This is a genomic window from Enterobacter cloacae complex sp. P17RS (assembly GCF_014895885.1).
In the GTDB taxonomy this organism is placed as follows: Bacteria; Pseudomonadota; Gammaproteobacteria; order Enterobacterales; family Enterobacteriaceae; genus Enterobacter; species Enterobacter bugandensis.
On sequence record NZ_JADBQK010000023.1, the window covers coordinates 1 to 21664 of the forward strand.

Sequence of the window (21664 nt, forward strand, 5' to 3'; positions counted from 1 at the left end):
GACTGTACAGTGGGAGAGGGTTGGGGTGAGGGCATCAGTCCGCACAATTCAGAGGGAAAAACCATGCACACCACCCACAGCACATTTTCTCTCGCCGGCCTCACCCTCCACCGCGTCACCTTCGACCCCGCCACCTTAACCGACGCCGATCTCCTCTGGCTCCCCCATCACGCCCAGCTCGCTGACGCCGGACGTAAACGCAAGGCTGACCATCTGGCAGGACGCATCGCGGCCGCGCACGCCTTGCCTGACCACACCGTTCCCGCCATCGGCCCCTGCGGGGAACCGCTCTGGCCGGACGGAATTTCCGGCAGCATCACCCACAGCGGCACGGAGGCGATGGCTGTCGTCGCGCCATACCCTGCGCTTATCGGTATCGATAGTGAAGCGATCCTCGCCGAAAATGAAGCAAGGGAAATCAAAGATGGCATTATAGATGCCCATGAAGAGCGAGTGCTTTCCCGCTCGGGTTACCCGTTCGCCCTCGCCCTGACGCTGGTTTTCAGCGCCAAAGAGAGCCTGTTTAAGGCCCTTTTTCCGCAGGTGCAGGCTTACATGGGGTTTGACAGCGCGCGCGTCACAATGCTCGATAAAGAGACGCTGATGCTGGCGCTGACTCGTCCGCTGACGGGATTTGACGAAGGTTTAGCCTTCACACTTCACTGGCTACTCGACGGCGAACAGGTCATCACCCTGCTGTCACACGTTCCTGCCGACGCGCCTTCACGCTGGTCACCACAAACGTCACGATAAACACCACCGCGAACAGGACCACTATGGTCGGCGCGGGCGCGCTGTCGAGATAAAACGAGGCATACACGCCGCTGACCGACACCAGTATTGATACCGCCACTGCCACCAGCAGCGCCATATGAAAGCGTCGGGCGAGCAGCACCGCCACCGCGCCGGGGGCAATCAGCAGCGAAATCGACAGAATAATCCCCACCGCCTTCAGCGTCGCCACGATGGTCAGCGAAACCATGCACAGTAAGCCATAGTGCAGCCAGCGGGCGCGCAGGCCGCTCGCCTGCGCCTGCTGATAGTCAAAGCAGAACAGCAGGAAATCGCGCCATTTCAGGCCAATCACCAGCGCAATCAGCCCCGCGACGAGACCGCTTTGCAGAATGTCCATCCCGTTAATGCCCAGCATATCGCCGAACAGAATGTGGTCGAGATGCACCTCAGGTTTGACGGCGATATAGAGGATCAGCCCCGCGCCGAACATCCCGGAAAAGACAATCCCCATCACCGTATCCTGCTTGATCCGGCTGTTGTCCTTGAGGTAGCCGGTGGCAACCGCGCAAAACAGACCGGCAACGAACGCGCCCAGCGCCAGCGGCAGGCCCATCACCCACGCCAGCACCACGCCGGGAAACACCGCGTGGCTCATGGCGTCGCCCATCAGCGCCCAGCCTTTGAGCACCAGAAAAACCGACAGCAGCGCGCAGGGCACGGCTACCAGAAGTGAAATCAGCAGCGCGTTGTTCATGAACGCAAACTGGAAGGGTTCAAGGAGCAGCGCCATCATGGGTGTGCCTCCTTCGCGCGACGACGGCTGGCGAGCAGCCCGTGCTTCGGCGCAAAGACGAACGCCAGCAGGAACAGCAGCGTCTGGGCGACCACAATAATGCCGCCGGTGGCGCCGTCCAGATAATAGCTGGCCCACGCGCCGAGGAAGCTGGTGAGGCTGCCAATGGCGACGGCAATCATCAGCAGACGCGGGAAGCGGTCGGTGAGCAGCCACGCGGTTGCGCCGGGCGTAACCACCAGGCAAATCACCAGAAACGCGCCGACGGTTTGCAGCGCCGCCACGGTGGAGACCGCCAGCAGCGTGAAGAACAGGATCTTCAGGCGCTCCGGGCGCAGGCCGATCGCGCGGGCGTGGTTCTCATCAAAAAAGGTCACCATCAGATCTTTCCATTTGAACAGCAGGATAACCATCGACACCACGCCGATAATCGCCAGCTGGACGATATCCTCCGGAGCGATAGCCAGAATATTGCCGAGCACGATGGTCTGAATATTCACCGAGGTTGGGTTGAGCGAGACCATAAACAGCCCCAGCCCGAAAAAAGAGGAGAAGATCAGCCCGATAATGGCGTCCTCCTTCAGGCGGCTGCGCTGGTTGAGAAACAGCATGCTGCCCGCCGCCAGCCCGCCCGATAAAAACGCCCCCAGCGAGAACGGCAGCCCGAGCATGTAAGCCCCCGCTACGCCCGGCACGATGGAGTGCGAGAGCGCATCGCCGATTAGCGACCAGCCTTTGAGCATCAGGTAGCAGGAGAGAAACGCACACAGCCCACCCACCATCGCCGAGACCCACATCGCGTTGAGCATGTACTCATAGCTGAAGGGTTCGAGAAGCGCGTTCATTTAGCCTCCTGCCGGTGCGTCACGAAGGGTCGCTCATCGTCGGTAATGATGCGATCTTCCGAGCCGCTGAGTACCACGTGGCGCAGCACGCCGCTGAAGGCGCGCTCAAGGTTTTCGGCGGTGAAGGTGGTTTCCGTCGGACCGCTCGCCAGCACGGTGCCTTTGACCATCACCGTGTAATCGCAAAACTCCGTGACCGAGCCCAAATTGTGGGTCGAGACCAGCATGGTTTTGCCCTCGTCGCGCAACTCGCGCAGCAGGCTGATGATTCTGGCTTCGGTTTTAACGTCCACGCCGGTAAACGGCTCGTCGAGCAGGATCACCTCGCCCTGCTGGGCAATCGCCCGCGCCAGAAAGACGCGCTTCTTTTGTCCGCCGGAGAGCTCGCCAATCTGCCGATGGCGCAGCTCAAGCATATCCACGCGCTTCAGGGCGTCGGTCACGATCTGCCGATCCTGCGCTTTAGGCCGCCGCAGAAACCCCATATGCCCGTAGCGCCCCATCATCACCACGTCCTCGACCAGCACCGGAAACGACCAGTCGACCTCTTCCGACTGCGGCACGTAGGCGACCAGGTTCTGGCGCAGCGCCCGGTGAGGCGGCAGCCCATGGAGGGTGATAGTGCCGCTCGCCGCCCGCACAAAGCCCATCACCGCCTTAAACAGCGTGGACTTGCCGGAGCCGTTCACCCCCACCAGCGCGGCAATCGATCCGCCGGGCACGCTGAACGACGCATTGCGCAGCGCCGTGTGGCCGTTGCGGTAGGTCACGGTCACGTCCGTGACGACAATCCCCTTCTGCATGGTCACTCCTTCATGCCGTCGCGAATGCCCTGCACCAGCGTGCGGGTGGTGACGTTCAGCAGGTCGATATAGGTCGGCACCGGGCCGTTTTCCGCGCTCAGGGAGTCAACGTACAGCACGCCGCCGTAGTGGGCGCCGGTTTCCCGCGCCACCTGACGCGCCGGCTTATCGGAGACCGTGCTTTCGCTGAATACCGCCGGGATGCGGTGTTTCTTCACCAGATCGATCACCTTGCGCACCTGCTGCGGCGTCCCCTGCCGATCGGCGTTGATCGGCCACAGGTAAAGTTCCTTCATGCCCAGATCCCGCGCAAGATAGGAGAAGGCGCCCTCGCTGGTCACCATCCAGCGTTTGTCTTCCGGGATCTCCGCCACCTGCTTGCGCAGCGGTTCGAGGGTCGCGACGATCTTCTGCTTGTAGGCCTCAGCGTTGCGTTGGTAGACCTGCGCGTTGGCCGGGTCGTACTTCACCAGCGCGTCGCGGATGTTATCAACGTAAATCAGCGCGTTGTCCGGCGACATCCACGCGTGCGGGTTAGGCTTGCCGTCGTACGGCCCCTCGCTGATGCCCATCGGGGTGATGCCCTGGGTGACAATCACCTCCGGCACGCCGTTCAGGTGCTGATAAAAACGCTGGAACCACAGCTCCAGGTTCATGCCGTTCGCAAGGATCAGCTGCGCCTTTTGCGCGCGCTTGATATCGCCCGGCGTCGGCTGGTACTCGTGGATTTCAGCGCCCGGTTTGGTGATGGAGGTGACTTCTGCGGCATCCCCCGCCACGTTTTTCGCCATATCCGCGATGACGGTAAAGGTGGTGATGACCTGGAACTTTTCAGCCGCCAGCGCGCCCGTGCTGGTCGTAGCCGTGAGCAGCGCGCCGAGCAACAGACGCTTTAATCCTTGCAGTGGGTGCATCGCAGAAGTCTCCTGAGGTGGTGAAATTCAAAGCAAAATTAGCCCGTGCTATAAGGTATAGCACAGGCTATATTTAAATGAAAATAGTTATCATTAAAGTTGTGTCAATGAAGGGTGGGCCTGACGACGCTTCGCTTATCAGGCCTACGGAAAAGCAGTTTTGAAGGCCGGGTAAGCGCAGCGCCACCCGGCATAAGGGCGACTCACAGCCCGGCAAGTGCCTTGTAAAATGCAGGATTCTCCCGAATCACATTAAGTACCTTCGCCGCCAGCCCGGTTGGATTGCGGCGTTTGGACTCCCAGCTCTTTATCGTATCGACGCTCGTGCCAAGCGCCTTCGCCATTTCGCTTTGCGTGATATTGAGCTGCTCTCTGATGGCACGCACATCAGCAACTTCATAGCGGGTTACTCGGGAAGCGGCTTTTCTTCCGTTATGGATCTCAACGGCCTCTTCAAGCGAAGATTTTAATTCATTAAAAATACTCATTATTAGCCTCCACCTGCCTGATTAGGGTACATAGTACACCTCTCATTTACGGCACTGGAAGCAGTATTTTTCAGAATGGAAGTCAGCTTTTTAAGTTCTGCTTTCTCTGCCTCTGTCAGGCTGTCCTTTATGCATTTTGGATAGGCCATAATGAAATAGATCACCTCCTCCGTGGCCAGAAAGTAAATCACTCTGATACCCCCTCTCTTTCCCTTTGAGGCTGCCGCCATCCTTATTTTACGTAAACCACCCGTCTGCTGGATCAGGTCACCTTTATCAGGCCACGCAATAAGTTCCTTTTGCAGATCCTTTAATTCATCATCCGTAGCAATGCTTTTAATCTGTCGGGTAAAGAGTGATGTTTCGATAAACTCTATCGCATGACTCATCCATAGTTCCTTCCCTAAACGCAGCAAAAGCCCGAATGCTTCAACACCAGGCTCATGCTGCATGGTTACTCTTCCTTGAGTAATGCTGCGCCAAATAACTGTATTTATATACAGCTTAAAGGTATTTTAAGAATCCGTTTAGACATCCGGGAACATCACGCTATTCCCCGGCGCTTCCCGGTGCAGGTGGATAAAGTTCAGGTGCCGTTCATACTGGTCCAGAATATCCGTAATCACCTGCTCCTTGCTGTAGTCCATCAAATCATTCCCCTGGCTACCCTCCAGTAAGAAGGTTTCCAGCCGGTAGTAGGTTGATTTCCCGCTGCGCGCCCGGTAGGTAAAGCCGGGTACCGAGTACTGCTGCGGCCAGATCTGATAGACAAAGTTCTGCTCGTCGCCCATGTGCACCAGCAGATCCAGATGCCCCAGGGTTTCGCCCTCCTCCGGCGGCAGGTTTTTCAGCTCCACGTACGCACCACGCAGCTTCAGCTCCTGCGCCACCTCTTCCATCGCCGGGTAGCAGACCGTCTCCATCATCTGTTTGGTGTAGCGCGTGCCCGGGTAGTTCATCAGGCGCGACAGGCGTTTCTTCCAGCTCAGCCTGTCCTGAGCGCCCATTGGCCGCGGCGCGGTGTCGCGGCTGGCGCTGACGCGCCGATAGTCTTCCACCTTGAGCGATTTATACAGCCCGGCCATCACGAAGAAGATCACAAAGCTGAACGGCAGGCCCATGATCACCGTGGTGTTCTGCAGCGCCGAAATGCCGTTGGTCATCAGCATGCCGAGCGTCAGCAGGCCGATGGCGACGGACCAGAAGATACGCAGCCAGTTCGGCGCGTCGCTGTTGATGTCCTTCAGCTTTGAGGTGAAGTTCCCCAGCACCAGCGCGCCGGAATCCGCTGAAGTGACGTAAAACAGCAGGCCGGTGATGGTCGCCACGGAGGCGCTAAAGGTGAACGCCGGATACTGCGCCAGCAGGCTGTAGAAGCCGCGCTCCGGGTGCGCCATCGCTTCCTGGGCAAAGGTTGCGTTGCCGTGGATGATCTCGTGCAGCGCGCTGTTGCCGAAAATCGACAGCCACAGCAGGGTAAAGGTGAACGGGATGATCAGGGTGCCCATCACAAACTGACGAATGGTGCGCCCGCGCGAAATGCGCGCCAGGAACAGGCCGACAAACGGCGACCACGCGACCCACCACGCCCAGAAGAACAGAGTCCAGTTGTTCATCCACTCCACCGGGCGGTCAAAGGCGAAGCTGTTCAGCGTCATGCCCATGAAGCGGTTCACGTAGTCGCCCACGTTCAGCACCAGGGCGTTGAGCAGGAACGACGTGTCGCCCATAAACAGCACGAACAGGATCAGGCCCAGCGCCAGCGCCACGTTCAGCTCAGAGAGCACGCGGATGCCCTTATCCACGCCGGAGGTCACCGAAATGGTGGCGATAATCACCGAGAGCGCAATCAGCGCCGCTTTCGCCGCCATCGAATCCGGGATATCAAACAGCACGCTCAGCCCGTAGTTGAGCTGGACCACGCCAATGCCGAGCGTCGTCGCGATGCCGAAGATGGTGCCAATTACCGCCGCAATATCGACGCTGTGGCCAATCGGGCCGTTAATTCTTTTCCCGAAAATCGGGTACAGCGCGGAGCGGATGGTGAGAGGCAAATTATAACGATAGCTAAAGTATCCGAGCGCCATGCCCATCAGGGCGTACATCGACCAGCCCGTCAGGCCGTAGTGGAACAGCGTCCAGACCATCGCCTGACGCGCGGCCTCCATCGTCTGCCCCGCCCCTTCCGGCGGCTGCATATACTGCGTGACCGGCTCAGCTACCGAGAAGAACATCAGATCGATGCCGATGCCCGCGGCAAATAGCATCGCCGCCCAGCTCAGCAGGCTGAACTCGGGCTTGGACTGCTCTGGCCCGAGCTTCACCGAGCCGAAGCGCGAGCAGGCAATGCAGACCACGAAGACGATATAGAGCGTCGCCGCCAGCAGGTAGTACCAGCCGAAGGTCTTCGACACCCAGTTCAGGGTGCGGCCAATCCACTCGGCAGAAAAATCGTTAAAGAAAATGGTCGTCAGGGAAAACAACAAAATCAGCCCGGCGGACGTATAAAAAACGACCGGGTTGATTTTGTCTTTTTCTCTGTCTTGTGAAAGGTCTGTCATCCAGTATCCCCACTGTTTTTGTAACTATTGAAATCCAAAATCGCAACAATTAAGACACATTTTATATTGAACGTCCAATCAAAAACCGCTTTAATAGATTACCAACGCTGATGAATGGAGTGGCAAAAATGCCCAAAGTGGGGATGCAGCCGATCCGGCGCAGGCAGCTTATCGACGCCACGCTGGAAGCAATTAATGAAGTGGGAATGCATGACGCAACCATCGCGCAGATCGCCCGTCGGGCGGGCGTCTCCACGGGGATCATCAGCCACTATTTCAAAGATAAAAACGGCCTGCTCGAAGCGACCATGCGCGACATCACCGGCCAGCTGCGCGATGCGGTGTTAAGCCGCTTACGCGCCCTGCCGAACGGCAGCGCGGAGCAGCGTTTGGAGGCGATTGTCGGCGGCAATTTTGATGAAACCCAGGTCAGCGGCGCGGCGATGAAGGCCTGGCTGGCCTTCTGGGCGAGCAGCATGCATCAGCCGATGCTCTACCGTTTGCAGCAGGTCAGCAGCCGCCGGTTGCTCTCAAACCTGGTATACGAGTTCCGCCGCGAGCTGCCGCGTGAACAGGCTGAAGAGGCGGGCTACGGGCTGGCGGCGCTGATCGACGGGCTGTGGCTGCGCGCCGCGCTCAGCGGCAAACCGCTGGACAAAACCCTCGCGCAATCGCTCACCAGCCACTTTATCAGCCAGCATTTACCGACCGAATAACCGAGGAGGAAGCATGTCCCGAATGGCAGAACAGCAGCTTTATATCAATGGTGGTTATACATCCGCCACCAGCGGTCGCACCTTCGAGACCATCAACCCGGCCAACGGTGAAGTTCTGGCGAGCGTGCAGGCCGCCGGGCGCGAAGACGTGGACCGCGCCGTAGAGAGCGCAAAGCGCGGGCAAAAAATCTGGGCGGCGATGACTGCCATGGAGCGCTCGCGCATCCTGCGTCGCGCTGTCGATATCCTGCGCGAGCGCAACGACGAGCTGGCAAAGCTGGAAACCCTCGACACCGGCAAGGCGTTTTCTGAAACCTCGACCGTCGACATCGTCACCGGCGCGGACGTGCTGGAGTACTACGCGGGGCTGATCCCGGCGCTGGAAGGCAGCCAGATCCCGCTGCGCGACACCTCATTCGTGTACACGCGCCGCGAGCCGCTGGGCGTGGTGGCGGGCATCGGCGCGTGGAACTACCCGATCCAGATCGCCCTGTGGAAATCCGCCCCGGCGCTGGCAGCGGGCAACGCGATGATCTTCAAGCCGAGCGAAGTGACCCCGCTCACCGCCCTGAAGCTGGCAGAAATCTACACCGAGGCGGGCCTGCCGGACGGCGTGTTTAACGTCCTGCCGGGCGTGGGCGCGGAAACCGGCCAGTACCTGACCGAGCATCCGGGCATTGCCAAAGTCTCCTTCACCGGCGGCGTCGCCAGCGGCAAAAAGGTGATGGCGAACGCAGCGGCCTCGTCTCTGAAAGAGGTGACGATGGAGCTGGGCGGCAAATCGCCGCTGATTGTGTTTGACGATGCGGATCTGGATCTCGCCGCAGACATCGCCATGATGGCCAACTTCTTCAGCTCCGGCCAGGTGTGCACCAACGGCACCCGCGTGTTCGTGCCTGCAAAATATAAGGCCGCGTTTGAGCAGAAAATCGTCGAGCGCGTAGGCCGCATCCGCGCAGGCGATCTGTTCGATGAAAACACCAACTTTGGCCCGATGGTCAGCTTCCCGCATCGCGACAGCGTGATGCGCTACATCGCCAAAGGCAAAGAAGAAGGCGCGCGCGTGCTGTGCGGCGGCGACGTGCTGAAGGGCGACGGATTTGATAACGGCGCGTGGGTGGCCCCGACCGTGTTCACCGACTGCACCGACGAGATGACCATCGTGCGCGAAGAGATCTTCGGCCCGGTGATGTCCATCCTCACCTATGAAAGCGATGAAGAAGCCATTCGCCGCGCCAACGACACCGACTACGGTCTGGCGGCGGGCATCGTCACCGCCGATCTGAACCGCGCCCACGGCGCCATTCATCAGCTTGAAGCGGGCATCTGCTGGATCAACACCTGGGGTGAATCCGCCGCGGAGATGCCGGTTGGCGGCTACAAGCACTCCGGCATTGGCCGCGAGAACGGCGTGATGACGCTGCAGAGCTACACCCAGGTGAAGTCCATCCAGGTTGAGATGGGTAAATTCCAGTCCATATTTTAACCGGGAGGTTTATTTGCAATTTGACTACATCATTATCGGGGCCGGCTCTGCCGGCAACGTACTGGCTACACGACTGACTGAAGATCCGAACACCACCGTCCTGCTGCTTGAGGCGGGCGGGCCGGACTACCGCTTTGATTTCCGCACCCAGATGCCCGCCGCGCTGGCCTTCCCGCTGCAGGGCAAGCGCTACAACTGGGCGTACGAAACCGAGCCAGAACCCTTCATGAACAACCGCCGCATGGAGTGCGGACGCGGCAAAGGGCTGGGCGGCTCGTCATTGATCAACGGCATGTGCTACATCCGCGGTAACGCGATGGACCTCGACCACTGGGCGAAAGAGCCGGGCCTGGAGCACTGGAGCTACCTCAACTGCCTGCCCTACTACCGCAAGGCAGAGACCCGCGACGTGGGGCCGAACGACTACCACGGCGGCGACGGTCCGGTGAGCGTTACCACCTCTAAGCCGGGCGTAAACCCGCTGTTTGAAGCAATGGTGGAAGCAGGCGTGCAGGCGGGCTATCCGCGCACCGACGATCTCAACGGCTACCAGCAGGAAGGCTTCGGCCCGATGGACCGCACGGTCACGCCGCAGGGCCGACGCGCCAGCACCGCGCGCGGCTATCTGGATCAGGCGAAACCGCGCCCAAACCTGACTATCCGCACCCACGCCATGACCGATCGCATTATTTTTGACGGCAAGCGCGCGGTGGGCGTTGAGTGGCTGGAAGGCGAGAGCACCATTCCGTCAAAAGCGACGGCGAATAAAGAAGTCCTCCTGTGCGCAGGCGCCATAGCGTCACCGCAGATCCTCCAGCGTTCCGGCGTGGGCAACGCTGAGCTGCTGAAGCAGTTCGATATCCCGCTGGTGCATGATTTACCCGGCGTGGGAGAAAACCTGCAGGATCATCTGGAGATGTACCTCCAGTATGAATGTAAGGAGCCGGTTTCCCTCTACCCTGCCCTGCAGTGGTGGAACCAGCCGAAGATTGGCGCCGAGTGGCTGTTTGGCGGCACCGGCGTGGGTGCGAGCAACCACTTCGAAGCGGGCGGATTTATCCGCAGCCGCGAGGAGTTCGAGTGGCCGAACATTCAGTACCACTTCCTGCCGGTAGCGATTAACTACAACGGCTCAAACGCGGTGAAGGAACACGGCTTCCAGTGCCACGTCGGCTCCATGCGCTCCCCGAGCCGTGGACACGTGCGCATTCAGTCGCGCGATCCGCACCAGCATCCGGCGATCCTGTTCAACTATATGTCCCACGAGCAGGACTGGCAGGAGTTTCGCGACGCGATCCGCATCACCCGCGAGATCATGCACCAGCCGGCGCTGGACAAATACCGCGGTCGTGAAATCAGCCCGGGCGTCGAATGCCAGACCGACGAACAGCTGGACGAGTTCGTGCGTAACCATGCCGAAACCGCGTTCCATCCGTGCGGCACCTGCAAAATGGGTTATGACGAGATGGCGGTGGTTGACGGTGAAGGCCGCGTTCACGGGCTGGAAGGATTACGCGTGGTGGATGCGTCAATCATGCCGCAGATTATTACCGGCAACCTGAACGCCACCACGATTATGATCGGTGAGAAAATTGCTGATGCGATTCGCGGACGCGAGCCGCTGGCAAAAAGTACGGCCGCGTATTATGTGGCCAACGGGGCGCCGGTCAGGCGCTGAGGATATTTCCCCTCCCCCTGGCCCTCTTCCATACGGGAGAGGGCTTCCCACCCAAAATTTATTTTTATTTTCCTGCATCCAGTTCACCCCCTCCCCTCGTATATGCATATGTGAGCAATCCCTTTGCTCCCTAAACCGAGGAAAGATGATGAAAAAGCTAACCCGTGTTGCACTCGTCACCAGCGCTTTACTCTTCTGTGCAGGCACATCAGCCGCCATGACGTCAGGCTCCGTGATGGTAGGCGGAGCCGAAATGTTCCCGAGCAAAAATATCGTTGAAAACGCCGTGAACTCGAAAGATCACACCACGCTGGTGGCCGCCGTCAAAGCGGCTGGACTGGTGGAGACGCTTCAGAGCAAAGGGCCATTCACCGTATTTGCGCCGACCAATGCGGCGTTTGCGAAATTGCCTGCCGGCACGGTCGAGAACCTGGTCAAACCCGAAAACAAAGCCACGCTCACCAGCATCCTCACCTATCACGTGGTTGCCGGTAATTACGATATGAAGGCGCTGGAGCAGAAAATTAAACAGGGCGGCGGACACGCGGAGTTGAAGACCGTTAACGGTCAGCCACTGTGGATCATGAGCAACGGCCCGCACAACATTCAGCTTAAGGATGGTAAAGGCAATGTGGCGAACATTAGCACCTATGACGTTCATCAAAAAAACGGCGTGATCGATGTGATTGATACCGTCCTGATGCCTAAGTAGTTGTCTATACTTCGGAAGTGTGACGTTACCTTCCGGGAAAAACATGGATAACGCGCTGGCAGAACAGCAGCAGAAATTAATGCAGGCGGTCGCAAACGGCGATCGCCGCGCATTTGAACAACTCTATCGACTCACATCGCCACACCTGTTTGCCGTCGCGCTGCGCATGCTGCGCGACCGCGCGTGGGCAGAAGAGATCCTTCACGACTGTTTTATCACCGTCTGGAGTAAAGCCGAAACCTACAACGCTGCACTGAGCTCCCCAATGACCTGGCTTACGCATATTGTTCGCAATCGCTGTATTGACTGGCTGCGCAGCGGGCAAACCCGCGCTGCCGAACGCGAGTCGCCGTATAACGAAGCGCTTTTGCCCGGCGAGAACGATGAGCAGAATAACTGGCACGACGATGCGCAGGCAGAGCGTCTCAGGCATTGTCTCGAACATTTGAGCAGCGAGCAGCGCCAGAGCATTACGCTCGCCTACTATCAGGGAATGTCTCACAGCGACATTGCCGACTGGCTCCAGCAGCCTGTAGGCTCGGTGAAAAGCTGGATACGTCGGGCAATGGATCATCTTCGGGAGTGCGTGGGGCTATGAATGACGCAGAAAAACGCGACGACATGCTGGCAGCAGAGTATGCCCTCGGCACGCTGCGGGGAGGAGCACGGCTTCAGTTCCAGAAAAGGGTTCTCCGTGAACCGGCTCTGGCCGCCCGCGTGGCGTACTGGCAGGACATGTTCAGCACGCTGGATAGTCATCTTGTGCCCGTCCCTCCACCCGAGACGGTGTGGAAAAGAATCGCCCTCGACCTGCCGCCCAAAAAGCCTTTACGCCAAAGTCGGCCTTATCTCGGCTGGATGGTTGCGGCCTCACTCGCCGCCCTGACGGTCGTTGCCTGGTATGCCACCCGAGCCCCGGAACTCGCTCCGCTGATGGTACTCAACGATGCCCAACAGCACGGGCAGTGGGTCGTCAGCGCGGACGCCAGCCGCCAGCACCTGAGCATTGCCCCGCTTCGACCGACAGCTGTCGCCGCGCAACACAGCCTGCAGCTTTGGCTGATCCCAGGCGGGCAGGCGCCGGTATCCATGGGGCTGCTGCATAACGACATCCCCACACGCGTCACCCTCAGGAACGCAACGCTCCCTGCTGACGCCACGATAGCCATAAGCCTTGAACCAGAGGGCGGATCGCCCACCGGCCTCCCCACAGGCCCGGTGCTTTACAGTGGCAAACTGTAATCCTCAGGCCCTGTTTGCAGGGCCGTCATCGTCCCCTTTTTATTTATATAATATTCTCGGTTACCTATAAGAATTAAATATTAGGCCTGCAATTAATTTAATTATTAAAAAACGACATTGACAGACGCTTCCGTACTCCATTAAGTTTTAAACGAACATCATTTTATTCCCGATACAGAATATATCAAAAACCGCATTAATGAATTTGTCATTATTCATTAACGCTTCTCTGCCTTTTATTTTTTGCATCACTCAATAGCGAGATAAGATCATGAATATTAGTGCAAACAAGGTGGTTGTCATCACCGGTGCCAGCAGCGGTATTGGTCAGGCCATTGCCCTCCATTTAGCGAATAACGCGTTTTCGCTGGTGCTGGTGGCGCGCCGTCTGGACAGAATTAATGCCCTGGTGGATCAGATTATTCAGCAGGGCGGCAAGGCGATTGCCGTAAAGGCCGACGTGACCCGTCAGGAAGAGGTGCAGCGCGCCATTGACGCTGCCGTTGCCGCATACCAGCGCGTGGATGTGGTGATCAATAACGCGGGCTTTATGGCTATCGCCCCCCTCAGCGAGCTGAAAACCGACGAATGGGACAAGATGATTGATACCAATCTGAAGGGCGTGCTGTACGGCATCGCTGCCGCGCTCCCGGTGTTCCAGCGTCAGGGCAGCGGGCATTTTATTAACGTTGCCTCCGTTGCGGGCATCAAGGTGCTGGCTCCTGGCGGCGTGGTGTATAGCGCCACGAAATTCGCCGTCCGCGCGCTGAGCGAAGGCTTACGTCAGGAGGCAGGTAAAACTATCCGCACGACGCTAATTTCGCCCGGCGCCGTCGAAAGCGAACTGCAATTCGGCAGCTCTGACGAAGACAGCAAAAAATTTCTCCATGAGTTTTATAAGCAGGCTATTCCGGCTGACGCAGTTGCCCGCGCGGTTTTATTTGCCATAGAACAGCCTGGCGACGTTGATATTAATGAAATTGTTGTGCGTCCAACGCAGGAAGAATTTTAGCCTGCGTTAAATAATGCTGAATGAGGTGTCATTATGATTAAATCATTAACGTCCTTATCAGATCTCAATATGCGAACGGGTGCCGATATTCTTCTTGAAGTGCTGGAGAGTGAAGGCGTGGAATATATTTTTGGCAACCCCGGCACCACCGAACTTCCGCTCATTGATGCCCTGCTTCGCCATGAAAATATTCACTATATTCTGGCGCTTCAGGAGAGCACCGTGGTGGCGATTGCCGACGGCTATGCGAAAGCCTCCGGCAAAACGGGCTTTATCAATTTGCATACCGCCAGCGGCCTTGGGCACGGTATGGGGAATCTCATTAATTCGCGGATTATGAAAACCCCGCTGGTGGTGACCGTTGGACAGCAGGATACGCGACACTACGTCCGCGACCCGCTTCTGTATGATGATATTGTTTCCATCGGCTCTCCGATCATGAAGTGGGCGCAGGAGGTCACCAGCGCCGACCAGCTCCCGGTGCTGGTGCGCCGCGCGTTTCACGCTGCCAGCTATCCTCCTGGCGGCCCGGTGCTGCTCTCCCTGCCGATGAACGTGATGGAAGAGCTGAGCGACGCCGGGATACAGACGGCGTCGAGAGTAAACTACCACACCGTTGCGGGCTCGCTGGACGAGCTGGCGGAGGCGCTCAGCGAGATAGCGCCGGGCAGGATCATGATTGTGGCGGGCGATGAGGTGCACTCCAGCGGCTCGACGCAGGAAATTGTCCAGCTGGCGGAAGCGCTCGGCGCCCACGTCTACGGCTCCTCCTGGCCGCTGAATTTGCCATTTCCCACCCAGCACGCGCTCTGGCGGGGCAATATGCCCACCACCGCCAGCGAAATCGCCAGCATCGTCAATGCCTATGACGCCGTGTTTATCATCGGCGGCAGAAGCCTGATCACCATTTTGTACAGCGAGGGCGAGGCCATTCCGGCAACCTGCGCGGTGTATCAGCTCTCGGCGGATATGCACGAGCTTGGCCGCACCTATGCCACTCGCCTTTCGCTGATGGGGGATATCAAACTGTCCCTGCACGAACTGCTGCCGAAGCTTGAGCAGCGCCTGATCGCCAATACGCTGGCCCACCAGCAGCTGCTGGTGGCGGCCCGCGACGAACGTGAGAAGGAGTGGCAGTTGCAGGAAGAACGTCTGGCCGGCGAGCGGCTTCGCCCGGCCCTTTCGCCGATGGTCGCAGCCTGGGAGGTCATCCGATCCATTCCGGCGGGTACCACCATCGTTGATGAGGCGATAGCGACCGCCAGGCATGTCCGCCGGTTCATCTCTGACCAGCAGCATCAGCGCTACTACTTTATGCGCGGCGGCGGACTGGGCTGGGGGATGCCTGCCTCCGTGGGGCATTCGCTGGGACGCGGACAGGAGCCGGTGGTCTGCCTGATCGGCGACGGGGCCTCCCTGTACTCGCCGCAGGCACTCTGGACGGCAGCACACGAAAATCTGCCGGTCACCTTTATCGTCATGAATAACAGGGAGTACAACATCCTGAAAAACTTTATGAAGAGCCAGGCCGACTACAGCTCAACGCGGCTGGGCCGTTTTATCGGGATGGACCTCGTGAACCCGCATATCGATTTTCAGTCGCTGGCCACCGCCATGGGCGTCCACTGCTGCCGGGTGACCGAGGCAGCGGATATCGCCGAAGCGGTAACGCGCGGCCTGCAGTCCGGAAAAACCAACCTGATTGAAATCGCTATTTCCGCGGATTAGCCGCGTGGTTGGGCTGTACCCTACATAAAAACTTATAACCGAAACGCCTCAAGCCGCTTTATCTGCCGTCCTTCCTCGTCAAAATTCGCCGCCGCCAGCCAGGCGCGCAGCTCCGCGTCTCTTTGCGGCCATTCGCCATCAATAATAGAAAGCATATCGCTGTCGCGGTTGCGGCCTTTCCGCACCAGCCGCTGGCGTAAGCGCCCTTCCCAGACGAATCCAAGCCGCTCCGCGGCGCTGCGCGATGCGGTATTCATCGAGTCGCACTTCCACTCCAGCCGTCGGTATTTGTGGTCAAAGGCGTTTTTCAGCAGCAGCCACACCGCCTCGGTGCCGATGCGGGTGCCTTTCATCCTGCGCGACCAGGTGACGTGGCCGATCTCCACCGAGCCCTGAAAGCGCTCTATCGCCATATAGCTCACCAGCCCGACCGCCTTTTCAGTGCGTAAATCCATCACGGCGAAGGGCACCAGATCATCATCCATCACCTTTCCGGACACCCAGTGTGCGGTGGCTTCCACGCTTTCAGGCCGGGTGCTGGCAAGCCACGTCCAGTCGCTGTCGTCGCCCAGCGCGTAGGCCTCAAAGAGATCCGCCGCGTGACGCCCGGCGTCCAGCGGCTCAAGACGGCAATACTGGCCGGTCAGCGCCGTGCGGGTTAATACCTGCGCGCACTTCCAGTCCGGGACGAGATCGTTAACGGTTTGACCATATTGATTGATTTCGGGCACGGGGGTGACTCCCTGAAAGGTAAGGATTTTGTTATAGCAGGTTAAAAGGGCGGCGAAAAGAGAGGCATTTAATAACCAGGCCGCATGCGATATATCCGCATGGCATAAGCAAAGCAGAATTTCGACTTTGAAGAAATGTGGAGTCGACCTAACGTAGCGGAGCATAAAACAATCACAATATATTCTTCTCAGGGATCGCTATGACAAAAAAACTGTTGCCGTTACTGATGCTGGCTGCGCTCTCAGGCGCTACCCACGCCGCTACGCCGCCGACGACGCTGGTAGTTGCTCAGGGTCTTGATGACATCGTGAGCCTCGACCCGGCCGAAGCCAACGAGCTCTCCAGCATCCAGACCGTGCCGAGCCTGTACCAGCGTCTGGTGCAGCCGGACCGCGATAATCCGGAAAAAATCACGCTGGTTCTGGCAGAAAGCTGGGACGCGGATGCGGCAGCAAAAACCCTGACCATCAAGCTTAAACCCGATGCAAAATTCGCCTCCGGCAACCCGCTGCGCCCGGAAGACGTGATTTTCTCTTATACCCGCGCCGTGACGCTGAACAAATCCCCGGCCTTTATCCTCAACGTGCTGGGCTGGGACGCGAGCAACATCGCCAGCCAGCTGAAAAAGGTGGACGATCATACCCTCCAGCTTCACTGGACGGCGGACGTTAGCCCCTCGGTGGCGCTGAATATTCTCTCCACGCCGATAGCCTCCATCGTCGATGAAAAGCAGGTCGCGGCAAACGTCAAGGATAACGATTTCGGCAACGCCTGGCTGAAAATGCACTCGGCGGGCAGCGGCGCGTTCAAAATGCGCGTCTATCAGCCGCATCAGGCCATCGTGCTGGAAGCCAACGATTCCGCCCCCGGCGGCGCGCCGAAGCTGAAAAGCATCATCATTAAGAACGTTCCCGATCCGGCTTCACGCCGCCTGCTGATCCAGCAGGGGGATGCGGACGTGGCGCGCGATCTGGGTGCAGACCAGATTAGCGCCCTGGACGGCAAGCCGGGCGTGAAGGTGCTGAGCATTCCGTCCGCCGAGCAGAATTACCTGGTGTTTAACACCGGCAACAGCGCCAATCCGCTGCTGAACAACCCGGCGTTCTGGGAAGCGTCGCGCTGGCTGGTCGACTATGACGGCATCACTAAAAACCTGCTGAAAGGCCAGTATTTTGTTCACCAGAGCTTCCTGCCGGTCGGCCTGCCGGGCGCGCTGGAAGACAATCCGTTTAAATTTGATCCGGCAAAAGCGAAGGCAATCCTCGCCAAAGCGGGCATTAAGGACGCGCACTTCACGCTGGACGTGGAGAACAAGCCGCCGTTTATCACTATTGCCCAGTCGATGCAGGCGAGCTTTGCTCAGGGTGGCGTGAAGGTGGATCTGCTGCCTGCCGCCGGGAGCCAGGTCTATGCCCGCGTGCGTGCTAAGCAGCATCAGGCGGCGATTCGTCTGTGGATCCCGGACTACTTCGATGCGCACTCAAACGCCAGCGCCTTCGCGTGGAACGACGGGAAGTCCAGCACCGTGGCCGGTCTGAACGGCTGGAAAATCCCGGAGCTGAACAAGGCCACGCTGGCGGCGGTTGCCGAACCGGATCCGGCGAAGCGTCTGGATCTGTACAAGAAGATGCAGGAACAGCTGCAGCAGAGCTCGCCGTACGTGTTCGTCGATCAGGGCAAAACCCAGATCGCGGTGCGCGATAACGTGAAGGGGTATCAGCAGGGGCTGAACGCGGATATGGTCTGGTACGATCGCGTCACGAAGTAGCCCTTGTCCTTCTCCCTCTCCCGTGGGAGAGGGGGTCGTCCGTGCATATTTTCTGGATAACGATTTCCCATGCCGCATCTTTCCACCCGCGTGCTTCAGGGTCTGCTGACCCTGCTGCTGACGCTCTTCGGGCTGCTGCTCGTCACGTTTGCGCTTTCGGCGTTTTCCCCGGTCGATCGCGTGCTGCAGATCGTCGGGGATCACGCCAGCCAGTCAACGTACGATCAGGTTCGCCACCAGCTCGGGCTGGATCGTCCCCTGCCCGTGCAGTTCTGGCACTATCTGCAAAATCTCGCCCACGGTGATTTAGGCACCGCCAGCGCCACCGGGCAGCCGGTGCTGCAGGATCTGCTGCACGCCTTCCCCGCTACGCTGGAGCTGGCGACGTTGGCGCTAATCATTGGGTCCGTGCTCGGCGTGACGGCCGGAGTGCTGTGCGCCCGCTACGCCGGTTCGCCGCTCGATGTCGCGATCAGAACGCTTACCCTGCTCGGCAACTCGGTGCCGATTTTCTGGCTTGGCCTGCTGATGCTGGCCCTGTTCTACGCGAAGCTGCAGTGGAGCGTGGGCCCCGGCAGGCTGGACGATATCTGGCAGTTCACCGTCGAGCCGCGCACCGGCTTTGCGCTGATAGACACCTGGCTTTCCGGCGATCGCGAGGCATTCCGCAACGCCATCAGCCACCTGGTGCTGCCGGTGCTGCTGCTGGCCTATTACTCGCTGGCAAGCATTACCCGCCTGACCCGCTCGGCCTGCCTCAGCGAAATGAACAAGGAGTACATCCTGCTTGCCCGCGCCAAGGGTGCCGGGGAGATGGCCATTCTGCTGCGCCACGTGCTGCCGAACATTCGCAGCACCCTGCTGACGGTGATCGCCCTGGCCTATACCAGCATGCTGGAAGGGGCGGTATTAACCGAAACCGTGTTCTCGTGGCCGGGCATTGGACGCTATCTCACCACCGCCCTGTTCGCCGGAGACACGACCGCGGTTATGGGCGGTACGCTGCTGATTGGCGTCTGCTTTGTGCTGATCAATAACCTTACCGACCTGCTTGTGCGGGCGACCGATCCCAGGGTGCGCTGATGCCGTTTTATCTCTTCTTACGCCGCCTGCGCCGTTCCCCTGCCGCCGTTTGCGGACTGACTGGCCTCGTGCTGCTGGTGTTTATTGCCCTGTTCGCGCCCTGGCTGGCGCCGGTTGATCCGAACTGGCAGGACGCTGCCGCGCGCCTGGAGGCGCCTGGCGCCCGGCACTGGCTGGGCACCGACAGCTACGGGCGCGATCTGCTCTCGCGCCTGATTTACGGCACCCGTCCGGCGCTCGGGCTGGTGGCCCTGGTGACGGTCATTACCCTGCCCGCCGGGCTGCTGGTGGGCATTTTGTCCGGCTACTACGGCGGCTGGGTGGAGCGTATCCTGATGCGCTTTACCGACGTGGTGATGTCGATGCCGCGCCTGATCCTCGCCTTCGCGTTTGTGGCGATGCTTGGCCCGGGGCTGGTCAACGGCGCGCTGGCGCTGGCCTTAACCACCTGGCCCGCCTACGCGCGTCAGGCGCGGAGCGAGATTCAGCGTCTGCGCCACAGCGATTATCTGGCCGCCGCGGAGATGATGGGGATCCGCGGCCTGCGCCTGCTGGTCGGCCATATTCTGCCCCTGTGCCTGCCGTCCGCGATTGTGCGGCTGGCGCTGGATCTGGCGGGGATTATTCTGGCCGCCGCCGGTCTCGGCTTCCTCGGCCTTGGCGCGCGTCCGCCCATGGCCGAATGGGGGGCGATGATTTCCGACGGCATGCAGGTGATTTTCGACCAGTGGTGGATTGCCGCCATTCCGGGCGGCGCCATCCTGTTTGCCAGCCTGGCGTTTAACCTGCTGGGCGATGGCCTGCGCGACGTACTGGAGCCACAGCATGACTGAACACCGCGTTATCGTCGATGCGCTGAATATCGACTACCCCGCCGCGCGCGTGGTCAACAACCTGAGCTTTCGGCTTGGCAACGAGCGGGTGGCGCTGGTGGGAGAATCCGGCTCCGGTAAGTCGATGTCCGCCCGCGCCCTGATGGGTCTGGTGCGTAAACCCGGTATCGTGAGCGCGAACCGGCTTAACGTGCTTGGCAACGATCTGCTGACCCTGAACGCCCGCCGCTGGCAGGCGCTGCGCGGCAACGGGATTGCGATGGTCCTGCAGGACCCGCGCTACGCCCTAAACCCCGTGAAAAGCGTCGCCGCCCAGCTTGATGAGGCGCTCACGCTGCATCAGCGCCTGACGCGCCCGGAGCGTGCGGCGCGCATTCACGACATCATCCGCGCCGTCGGGCTGAACGAGAACGTGCTGTCACGCTATCCCGGCGAGCTTTCCGGGGGCATGGGCCAGCGGGTGATGATTGCGATTGCGCTGATCAACAATCCGCAGGTGCTGATTGCCGACGAACCGACCTCCGCGCTGGACGCCCGCCTGCGCAACCAGATCCTCGAGCTGCTGGTACAGCAGTGCGAAGAACGCCAGATGGCGATGCTGTTAATCAGCCACGATCTGCCGCTGGTGGCGGAGCACTGCGACCGCGTGCTGGTGATGTATCAGGGTGAAAAGGTCGATGAGATGGCGGCGAACCGGCTCCCGCAGGCGACGCATCCGTACACGCGCACCCTGTGGACCTGTCGTCCAGACGCCCATACTTATGGACAGATGCTGCCGACGCTCGATCGTTCGCAGCCGTGGAAGGAGGCCAGCGATGGCGCTCGTTGAGGTTAACCAGGTGCAGGTCACCTTCGGGGAAAAAACGGCGGTCTCTGCCGCCAGCTTTAGCATAGAGAGAGGCGAGACGTTCAGCCTGATTGGCGAATCCGGCTGCGGCAAATCAACCCTTCTGCGCGTGCTGGCAGGGCTACAGCGCGAGTGGCGCGGCAGTATTGCGCTGCTGGGAGAAACGTTAACGCCAGGGCGCCGCTTTGAAGGCAATCTTCGCCGCAACGTGCAGATGGTGTTTCAGGATCCGTGGGCGTCGCTGCATCCAAACCACACCATTGCGCGCACCCTGTCGGAGCCGTTAAGCCTCCACGGTGAAACGCAGGTTGCGGAAAAGGTGGCGGATGCGCTGCAGCAGGTGGGACTTTCCGCCGACGCGGGCAGGCGCTACCCGCACCAGCTTTCCGGCGGCCAGCGCCAGCGCGTTGCCATTGCCCGGGCGCTGCTGCTGCGCCCGCAGCTTCTGCTGCTGGATGAACCGACCTCGGCGCTGGATATGTCGGTGCAGGCGGAAATCCTGAACCTGCTTAACCGCCTGAAGGCCGAGCATGAGATGACCTATCTGCTGGTGAGCCACGACGCGGACGTGATTGCCCATATGTCCGACCGGGCAGCGTTTATGGCGCACGGGGCGATTCAGAAGGTGTTTGACCGTGAGGCGATGTTACGGGGCGAGCACAGAATGGGTTAAGTTTTGCAGGCCGGG

The 21664-nt window shown here is 59.6% G+C and carries 22 protein-coding genes; 14 read left to right on the forward strand and 8 right to left on the reverse strand.

The annotated features are described in order from the left end of the window. The first annotated feature begins 63 nt into the window (after nucleotides 1-63). Complete coding sequence (gene entD, locus IM265_RS17130) at nucleotides 64-753, forward strand: enterobactin synthase subunit EntD (protein WP_193032095.1); 690 nt, start codon at nucleotides 64-66, stop codon at nucleotides 751-753. On the opposite strand, the gene sitD is transcribed toward entD, so the two are convergent. The 7 genes from sitD to betT all read right to left on the reverse strand — a co-directional run bounded on the left by sitD (nucleotide 689) and on the right by betT (nucleotide 7139). After that, the gene (gene sitD / locus IM265_RS17135) at nucleotides 689-1528 is read right to left on the reverse strand and encodes an iron/manganese ABC transporter permease subunit SitD (RefSeq protein ID WP_193032097.1); all 840 of its coding nucleotides are present in this window, start codon (nucleotides 1526-1528) and stop codon (nucleotides 689-691) included. The two genes, entD and sitD, sit on opposite strands and share 65 nt — an antisense overlap. Continuing rightward, nucleotides 1525-2373 carry an iron/manganese ABC transporter permease subunit SitC gene (gene sitC, locus IM265_RS17140; protein ID WP_048998924.1) on the reverse strand — a complete coding sequence of 283 codons (849 nt, stop codon included), beginning with the start codon at nucleotides 2371-2373 and terminating at the stop codon, nucleotides 1525-1527. Before sitC ends, sitD begins: the two co-directional genes overlap by 4 nt. Continuing rightward, complete coding sequence (locus IM265_RS17145; RefSeq protein ID WP_028012282.1) at nucleotides 2370-3176, reverse strand: manganese/iron ABC transporter ATP-binding protein; 807 nt, start codon at nucleotides 3174-3176, stop codon at nucleotides 2370-2372. The genes sitC and IM265_RS17145 overlap by 4 nt, the downstream gene beginning before the upstream one ends. 2 nt (nucleotides 3177-3178) lie before the next feature. Next, complete coding sequence (locus tag IM265_RS17150) at nucleotides 3179-4090, reverse strand: metal ABC transporter substrate-binding protein (protein ID WP_047362700.1); 912 nt, start codon at nucleotides 4088-4090, stop codon at nucleotides 3179-3181. A gap of 203 nt (nucleotides 4091-4293) precedes the next feature. Then, entirely contained in the window at nucleotides 4294-4578 is a 285-nt protein-coding gene (gene nadS, locus IM265_RS17155; RefSeq protein WP_041910964.1) for a NadS family protein, read from the reverse strand. 2 nt (nucleotides 4579-4580) lie between these two features. After that, on the reverse strand, nucleotides 4581-4967 hold the full coding sequence (locus tag IM265_RS17160) for a type II toxin-antitoxin system RelE/ParE family toxin (protein WP_041912044.1): 387 nt from the start codon (nucleotides 4965-4967) through the stop codon (nucleotides 4581-4583). A 138-nt stretch (nucleotides 4968-5105) separates the two neighbouring features. Further along, a complete protein-coding gene (gene betT / locus IM265_RS17165) occupies nucleotides 5106-7139 on the reverse strand; it encodes a choline BCCT transporter BetT (RefSeq protein ID WP_063154743.1) in 2034 nt (677 codons plus the stop codon). Between the two features lie 128 nt (nucleotides 7140-7267). On the opposite strand from betT, the gene betI reads away from it, so the two are divergent. The 8 genes from betI to IM265_RS17205 all read left to right on the forward strand — a co-directional run bounded on the left by betI (nucleotide 7268) and on the right by IM265_RS17205 (nucleotide 15713). Continuing rightward, nucleotides 7268-7855, forward strand: a complete 588-nt coding sequence (gene betI, locus IM265_RS17170) for a transcriptional regulator BetI (protein WP_193032143.1) — start codon at nucleotides 7268-7270, stop codon at nucleotides 7853-7855. A 13-nt stretch (nucleotides 7856-7868) separates the two neighbouring features. Then, the gene (betB, locus tag IM265_RS17175) at nucleotides 7869-9341 is read left to right on the forward strand and encodes a betaine-aldehyde dehydrogenase (RefSeq protein ID WP_193032099.1); all 1473 of its coding nucleotides are present in this window, start codon (nucleotides 7869-7871) and stop codon (nucleotides 9339-9341) included. 13 nt (nucleotides 9342-9354) lie between these two features. Further along, nucleotides 9355-11019: a choline dehydrogenase gene (betA, locus tag IM265_RS17180; protein WP_193032101.1), complete on the forward strand. Its 1665-nt coding sequence runs from the start codon at nucleotides 9355-9357 to the stop codon at nucleotides 11017-11019. A gap of 148 nt (nucleotides 11020-11167) precedes the next feature. Further along, entirely contained in the window at nucleotides 11168-11731 is a 564-nt protein-coding gene (locus tag IM265_RS17185; RefSeq protein WP_028012276.1) for a fasciclin domain-containing protein, read from the forward strand. A 43-nt stretch (nucleotides 11732-11774) separates the two neighbouring features. Then, nucleotides 11775-12329 carry an RNA polymerase sigma factor gene (locus IM265_RS17190; protein WP_059357470.1) on the forward strand — a complete coding sequence of 185 codons (555 nt, stop codon included), beginning with the start codon at nucleotides 11775-11777 and terminating at the stop codon, nucleotides 12327-12329. Beyond that, entirely contained in the window at nucleotides 12326-12973 is a 648-nt protein-coding gene (locus IM265_RS17195) for an anti-sigma factor domain-containing protein (protein ID WP_028012274.1), read from the forward strand. The genes IM265_RS17190 and IM265_RS17195 overlap by 4 nt, the downstream gene beginning before the upstream one ends. Before the next feature lie 271 nt (nucleotides 12974-13244). Beyond that, nucleotides 13245-13985 carry an SDR family oxidoreductase gene (locus IM265_RS17200; protein WP_047367684.1) on the forward strand — a complete coding sequence of 247 codons (741 nt, stop codon included), beginning with the start codon at nucleotides 13245-13247 and terminating at the stop codon, nucleotides 13983-13985. Nucleotides 13986-14018: 33 nt separating this feature from the next. After that, on the forward strand, nucleotides 14019-15713 hold the full coding sequence (locus IM265_RS17205; RefSeq protein WP_193032103.1) for a thiamine pyrophosphate-binding protein: 1695 nt from the start codon (nucleotides 14019-14021) through the stop codon (nucleotides 15711-15713). Nucleotides 15714-15745: 32 nt separating this feature from the next. On the opposite strand, the gene IM265_RS17210 is transcribed toward IM265_RS17205, so the two are convergent. Further along, entirely contained in the window at nucleotides 15746-16444 is a 699-nt protein-coding gene (locus IM265_RS17210; RefSeq protein ID WP_048998934.1) for a GNAT family N-acetyltransferase, read from the reverse strand. Nucleotides 16445-16644: 200 nt separating this feature from the next. Between IM265_RS17210 and IM265_RS17215 the strand changes: the two genes are divergently transcribed. From IM265_RS17215 to IM265_RS17235, 5 genes are all read left to right on the forward strand, one after another. Next, nucleotides 16645-18213 carry an ABC transporter substrate-binding protein gene (locus IM265_RS17215; protein ID WP_193032105.1) on the forward strand — a complete coding sequence of 523 codons (1569 nt, stop codon included), beginning with the start codon at nucleotides 16645-16647 and terminating at the stop codon, nucleotides 18211-18213. A gap of 69 nt (nucleotides 18214-18282) precedes the next feature. Then, nucleotides 18283-19296, forward strand: coding sequence for an ABC transporter permease (locus IM265_RS17220; protein WP_048961395.1), 1014 nt, complete (start codon nucleotides 18283-18285; stop codon nucleotides 19294-19296). Continuing rightward, entirely contained in the window at nucleotides 19296-20129 is an 834-nt protein-coding gene (locus tag IM265_RS17225; RefSeq protein ID WP_193032106.1) for an ABC transporter permease, read from the forward strand. The genes IM265_RS17220 and IM265_RS17225 overlap by 1 nt, the downstream gene beginning before the upstream one ends. After that, nucleotides 20122-20958: an ABC transporter ATP-binding protein gene (locus IM265_RS17230; RefSeq protein ID WP_049138757.1), complete on the forward strand. Its 837-nt coding sequence runs from the start codon at nucleotides 20122-20124 to the stop codon at nucleotides 20956-20958. The genes IM265_RS17225 and IM265_RS17230 overlap by 8 nt, the downstream gene beginning before the upstream one ends. Beyond that, nucleotides 20945-21649: an ABC transporter ATP-binding protein gene (locus IM265_RS17235; protein WP_193032108.1), complete on the forward strand. Its 705-nt coding sequence runs from the start codon at nucleotides 20945-20947 to the stop codon at nucleotides 21647-21649. The genes IM265_RS17230 and IM265_RS17235 overlap by 14 nt, the downstream gene beginning before the upstream one ends. Nucleotides 21650-21664: the final 15 nt, after the last annotated feature.